This window comes from Lyngbya sp. CCY1209 (assembly GCF_055795065.1).
The window spans coordinates 1-6,216 of sequence record NZ_JAYFER010000163.1; the positions used below are offsets into that span (position 1 = coordinate 1).

The 6,216-nt window shown below is 56.1% G+C and carries 6 protein-coding genes; 1 reads left to right on the forward strand and 5 read right to left on the reverse strand.

From position 1 onward, the window contains the following. Positions 1–144 precede the first annotated feature (144 nt). From AC0QHF_RS02270 to AC0QHF_RS02285, 4 genes are all read right to left on the reverse strand, one after another. Complete coding sequence (locus AC0QHF_RS02270) at positions 145–618, reverse strand: EVE domain-containing protein (RefSeq protein ID WP_324702559.1); 474 nt, start codon at positions 616–618, stop codon at positions 145–147. A 149-nt stretch (positions 619–767) separates the two neighbouring features. Continuing rightward, on the reverse strand, positions 768–3,158 hold the full coding sequence (locus AC0QHF_RS02275; RefSeq protein WP_324702564.1) for an FHA domain-containing protein: 2,391 nt from the start codon (positions 3,156–3,158) through the stop codon (positions 768–770). A gap of 306 nt (positions 3,159–3,464) precedes the next feature. Then, a complete protein-coding gene (locus AC0QHF_RS02280) occupies positions 3,465–3,767 on the reverse strand; it encodes a hypothetical protein (protein WP_324702560.1) in 303 nt (100 codons plus the stop codon). A 356-nt stretch (positions 3,768–4,123) separates the two neighbouring features. Beyond that, on the reverse strand, positions 4,124–4,249 hold the full coding sequence (locus AC0QHF_RS02285) for a hypothetical protein (RefSeq protein ID WP_324702561.1): 126 nt from the start codon (positions 4,247–4,249) through the stop codon (positions 4,124–4,126). A 426-nt stretch (positions 4,250–4,675) separates the two neighbouring features. On the opposite strand from AC0QHF_RS02285, the gene pgl reads away from it, so the two are divergent. After that, a complete protein-coding gene (gene pgl / locus AC0QHF_RS02290) occupies positions 4,676–5,398 on the forward strand; it encodes a 6-phosphogluconolactonase (protein ID WP_324702562.1) in 723 nt (240 codons plus the stop codon). Positions 5,399–5,776: 378 nt separating this feature from the next. On the opposite strand, the gene AC0QHF_RS02295 is transcribed toward pgl, so the two are convergent. Further along, the gene (locus AC0QHF_RS02295) at positions 5,777–5,914 is read right to left on the reverse strand and encodes a hypothetical protein (RefSeq protein ID WP_324702563.1); all 138 of its coding nucleotides are present in this window, start codon (positions 5,912–5,914) and stop codon (positions 5,777–5,779) included. Positions 5,915–6,216: the final 302 nt, after the last annotated feature.

Sequence of the window (6,216 nt, forward strand, 5' to 3'; positions counted from 1 at the left end):
AAACCCTTATAGAAAAGCCGTTTCAGTTTCCGACTCCCTAATACCGACTGCCGAGGACCGCGCGCAGCGCTATAACCGACGACATCAAAGATTTTTTATGAACGCCGATCGCCGGCGCAATTCCCTGACGGAAGACCGCGACACTTACCAAGGATTGGCGGGCGAATTCAATTTCAATTTCAGAATGCGATCATAGATGTCCGGGGCGATCGGCATCACCGACAGGCGGTTGCCCCGGCGCACCAATAAAAGTTCGTCCGGGTCGAAATAATTCTTGAGTTCGGCGAGGGAAATAATTTGAGGAAACCGCTCGACAAATTCCACCCGCACCGTCTGCCAACGGGGGGATTCCGGCGTCGCTTTGGGGTCGTAATACGGACTTTTTTCGTCGAACTGGGTCGGATCGACCAGATGGGCTTCGCTGACTCGCACCAATCCCACAATTCCGGGAATTTTCGTGTTAGAATGGTAAAAAAAGCAGAAGTCGCCGACTTTCATTTGCTGCAAAAAATTTCTAGCCATGTAGTTGCGAACCCCATCCCAAATGCAAGTGCGATCGCGCCTCATTTCTTCAATACTGTACGTCGTCGGTTCGGACTTCATCAGCCAATAGTTCATGATCAAAAAAACCCCACATCAAGAGCGTTCAATCGGGCGATCTGATTGTAACTCTACCGCCCGGGAGGGTCGCCAAAGATCCGCTTTTCTTAAACAGTGTGGGAGGGGGGTTTGGAGGCGGGGGGGAATGGCAAAGCGATCGCCCCCTTTCACAACAGATCTTTCCGCTTCTGAATCCCCAAAGTCAACCCCCAATAAACCAGTAGGTGCAACCCCAACATCCCCCAATTCAGCAACAAATTTTCCCAACTCGGATCGTAAACCAACGAGGCTTCAAACGGTTGCGATACGATCGCCCCGTCCGGAAGGGTGACGGGGGGTGGAATCAGCGCATTGACATCCACCAAAGCGCCGTAGGCCCCCATGGACCAGCGTCCGACCGTCAGCCACGACAAAATCCGGCCGATTCCCTCCATTTTAAACAACACCCCAGAAAATATAATTTGTGGCAACAATAGCAGGGGCAGGGCACTATTCGCCTGGGCGCCATTTTTCACGCAGGCCGACACCAAAATTCCCAGACCCATCGCGGCAATTAAAGTCAAAAAAGTCGTCGCCAGAGCCCCCACCAGCCAGGGCATGAAAGAGGCTTCCGGCCAAGGGAATGCGATCGCGATGACGGCGACCATCAGCAGAGTTTGCAAGACCGCCAACCCCGACAAAATCAAGAATTTCGAGCCCAAATAGGGGATCAATCTCAAATTCACCAACCGCTCGCGGGCGTAAATCGCCGCCTCCTTCACCAACTCCTGCAAAGAACTCGAAAGGCCGACCCAAATCGCCGCGCAGGTGAGCACGAACAGCACCTGTCGCGCCAGGGAAGCCAGTCCAATATCCGGTTCGCCGACGAAGGGATCGCGATCGCCGATCGCCAGGCGGATCAACAAAATCCCCGCCGGCGCCGTCAACACATTCAGCGCCAAATTCGGGGGGTCGCGGCGGATCAATTTAAAATAGCGATCGCTCAGGATCGAAAGCTGTTCCCCCACCGAGGGCAACTTCCGACTCGGCGGCGCGGCGTTGGGGTCGCGGGGGATATTTTCGACACTGAGATGGTTGGCGACGTAATGTTGAAATTGGGAAGATTTGCGAAATTGCAAGGACCAATCCTGGGCGATCGCCTCCCCCTCTTCCAACAGGTTGTAAATATCGGCAAAATCCCCCGTTTCCAAGTCAAAAAACTCGAACGCCTCCGCCGGGGGTCCGAAATAGCACAGCCGTCCCCCCCGGCCCAAAAACACCACGCGATCGCACATCATCATGTTCGCCGTGGCGTGGGTCACCAAAATCACCGTCCGCCCCTGATTGGCCAGACGGCGCAACAATTCCATCATTTTTTTATCCAACCCCGGGTCTAGCCCCGAGGTCGGTTCGTCCAGAAAAAATAACTTCGGGTCAGCCAACAATTCCACCCCGATGCTGACCCGCTTCCGCTGCCCCCCGCTGAGTTGCCGCACCGTGGCGTCCCGGTGGTCCAGCATTTCGATTTCGTAGAGGGTTTTATTGACGGTCGCCGATTCGTCCGCGTCCGGGGGGAGTCGCAGTCGCGTCGCGTAGGCCAGCACCTCCCCCACCGTCAAATCCCCGTGGACGATATCATCCTGGGGGACGTAGCCGATCTGGGTGCGGTAGAGGTTGAAGTGGCGGTGCAGGTCTTCGCCGTTGACGTAAACCGTCCCCTTGGTGGTGGGGCTGATGCCCAACAGTGTCCGCATCAGGGTGGATTTTCCCGCGCCGGAGCCCCCCACCAGGGCCACGAACTGTCCGGGTTCGATGGCGAAGGTCAGATCGCTCAACAGGACTTTGGCTTTTCCCCGGCGGTCGCGCACCAACCGCAGCAGGCGCTGGGCGTCGAGGCGGATGCGATCGCCGAAATCCATCAGTTCCAGGGCGTCTCCCCGGCGTCTGAGGGTGAACGGACCGACGCGGATCGTGTCGTTGTCGAGCAGGCGGGTGGGCCGTTCGACCCGCTTTCCGTTTACGAACAGGCCGTTGGCGCTGTAGTCCCGGATGATGTAGTGGCCGCGGCCGTCCGGTTCGATGACGGCGTGGCGGCGGGACACCAGGGGGGAGTCGAGTTGCACCGAGGCTTCGGCGTCCCGGCCCAGGAGCACGGAACGGTTGGCCAGGGAAAATGTCGGGGGTTGGGGGGAAACGGGGGCGATCGCGTCTTCGGGGTCGAAGTAGCGGAGGCGGACCTGGTTTTTGGGGTTCTGGCCGATTTTGATTTCCACCCCGTTGCGGAGGCGGTGGCCGTCGGCGGCGGTGATGCGGGTATGGTTCAAAAATAAACCGTTGGTACTCGGTTGCTGTCCGTCGCCGTCGTAGATCTCATAGGTGTCGCCGACGCGCCGCAGCACCGCTTGGCGGGCCGAAATCACCAGCCAAGTCTCCGGGACGACCAGATCGGCGCGGGTGCGATCGCGGCCAAAAACGTGCCGGTTCTGGGTGAGCGCAAAATTGAGGATTTGCCCCTGATTGTTGAGTTCCAAATAGGGCGGCGTGTTGGCTGCGCGCGGCTTTTCCGTCAAACCCGTCATGGCTCCATCCCCCAGTCCGAATGGGTCAAGCATACCAAAATACGGGTGTGGGGTGTAGGGTGTAGGGTGTAGGGTGTAGGGAGGAGAGAGAAATTTCGATACCTCCGCACCTCCGCACTTCTAACTGCTAACTCCTCCCGCAGGGTTTCGGGTTCTGTTCACCGTTCGCGTAGCGTGCCGCAGGCAAACAGAAATGCAAATAGAGGATGTCAAAAGGGCCGATCCGACCCGATGAACTGTGGCGATCGGGTTGAAGGGCCCCCAAGGGTTTTAACATTTGTTGATTGTCGGGGAAACGGTCGGGTTTCAGGCGATGTTGCTGGCTGAAAGTTGGCGGTGGCCTTCGATCGCGTCAATTTGCGCTTTGATTTGCTCCAAATTCGGGGAAATGAGCTGCTGGTCGGTGAGGTGGTCGTAGGCTTCCCAGGCGCCGGTCACTTCGCTGTCATACCAAAGAAACCAGTCCCGGTACAATTCGCCTTCGCTGATGTCGGGGCACAGGGCTAACCAATCGTCTCCGGTGAAGCGATCAACTTCTTCGGCGATCGAATACAGCCAAGAATTGGATTGGGTGGCGGAACTTTTTTCGGAATAGGTGATAGCTGTCATCGGTTTTGATTTCCATTCAATAATTTTAATTTAGTTGGAGTCCGACGACTGCCCCCCCCAAAATTGTGACACTCTTTCAACTGTGACAGGGGTGCGAAGTCCCGGGTCGGGATCGGGAAGTGCGATCGCGGGTCGCCGTCGGACACTTGAGAAAGTGGCACATTACTAAGGGTTTGAACGGCAAAAGACTGGGCGCTTGTCGGACACCTGACGGGACATCGGCCGGCGTTTCGTTCCTTTCCCCTTCTCGAAATTCCATTCCGGAGCGATCGCCCAAACCCTCGCGGAAGCCTCACCCGACGGGCGCTCGGGCCGATGCCAATCAATCCGGCGGGTCATTTCCGACGTTCCCTCCTTCAAGCGACTCGGGTTTCAGTTTTTTTTTCTTCGGATTTGATGACGACCCACTTGCCGGTATCCGGGTCTCGGTAAGCGGTGAAGGGATTGGGTTTGAGTTTGTTCTCACGAGGTTGAATATCCATCTGCTTATCTCGGGGGAAAACCGCACTCGACCGGCGAGGATGGAGTGGCGGGAGGAACGGGGTGGGTTCGGATCGGGGTGCGACTGGTATCACCCCAAAAACAATACCCTATTGTCTTGATTATTGGCCGAAATCTGTTTTGGATACCGTGATGTGATGCCGCCGCCGGGGTGAAATTGATCGGCTGTAATGGGTGATAGAAAACACAGTAAAGATGTGATCTGACATCCGTGGTTTCTCGGAGGGGAGCTCCGTGTCGCCGCCGGACGAGGGACGGTTTTCGAGGCCGATGCTTTGCGATCGCAAGTGTCGCGCTTCGGTATTGACGGCTGTTTCTATTCCCCATTGCCTATTCCCCATTGCCTATTCCCTATTCCCCACCCGCGGCGCTATATTTGTGCACAGCGCATTCTAATCCCCCCCACCATGAAAAAAATTGTCGAAATTCTGGCCGACCGGGAGCAACTCGTGGCGCGATCGCACGAAATTCTCCTCGCCAAACTCGCCGAAGCCGTTCAAACCCGGGGTCAATTCACCCTGGCCCTGGCCGGCGGCGGGACACCAAAGCCCCTCTATGAAGCCCTGGCCGGGGATGACCTCCCCACGGACAAAATTCACATTTTCTGGGGAGATGAGCGCTACGTCCCCCCAGATCACCCGGACAGCAACCAAAATATGGCTCGGCAAGCCTGGTTGGATCGGGTGGATTTCCCGGAAGGCAACCTGCACCCGATGCCCACCGGGGCGGGAGATCCGGCGGCGGATGCCGAGCGTCACGATGCTGAATTGCGATCGTTTTTCGGGGTGGCGCCCGGGGAAGTCCCCAGTTTGGACGTGATTTTGCTGGGGATGGGGGACGATGCCCACACGGCTTCCCTATTTCCCCGCACTGAAGCGTTACAGGTGTGCGATCGCCTGGTGACGGTGGGCGACAAAGACGGCCAACCCCGCCTCACGTTCACCATTCCCCTCCTCAACAAAGCCCGCTGCGTCCTGTTCCTGGTGGCGGGGGAGAGTAAGCGATCGGCCCTCGCCCAGGTGTTCGCCCCCGAGGCAGATGCCGACGCCTACCCCAGCCGATATATCCGGCCCGAGGGGGAACTGTGGTGGCTGCTGGACGAAGCGGCGGGGAAATCAATTGATCATTGATAATTAACAATTAATAATTAATAATTGTTCCTTCCGTTACGGGTTTAAGTCGCCGAATTGTGCTCGGTATCGGGCGAGTAAGGCTTCCAATTCTTCCGCCCGTTGCCGTTCGGTTTCCGCCCGCTGCCGTTCGGTTTCTGCCCGTTGATGTTCGGTTTCCGCCCGTTCCTCCGCTTGCTGTCGAGCTAGAGTTTCCTGTTGCAGTGCCTCGGCTAATTCGTCGGGAATTAATAATTTCTGGCCGTCATCTTGGCGGTAAAACCCAATTAATTTGCCTTCTATAGCAGTGCGCGCTCGTATAGTTACAAAAGCTATAAAAGGGAGTCGGTCGTAGGGAGATTGATCATTCCCGGCGTGTAACCACGCCAGCGCTCGTTGCTATACCTGCAACTTTAAGCCCAAAACTTCGCTGCAATTATCCGCGATCGCCTGATAACCGTCTTCCACCAGACGGTAACCGTCCGCACTGGGATAAATAATTTCGGTTTTTTGAAGAAGGGGGGAAACTGCCGTCATTTTTCCTGGCTCCGCACCTTTATTGGGTCATTATATGCGATCGCCATTGAAATTTCAAATTATCCGAATTAGTAAAGTTAATTGTAGTAGACCGACAAAGCTAAAAATGTGCTGGATTCGTAGGGTGGGTTATGTGGCTTAAACCTATGCTGTGAAAGCGATCTATAAATCCGCCGTAACCCACCGTTTAAGGTGTGTCATTCCAGTAGTAGACCGTTTCGGCTAAAATGAGGCAAAATTCAAAACGGAGCATCGGGCATCTTGCCTGTGGATTCAGATCCGATCGCCTCATTTAAGATGAA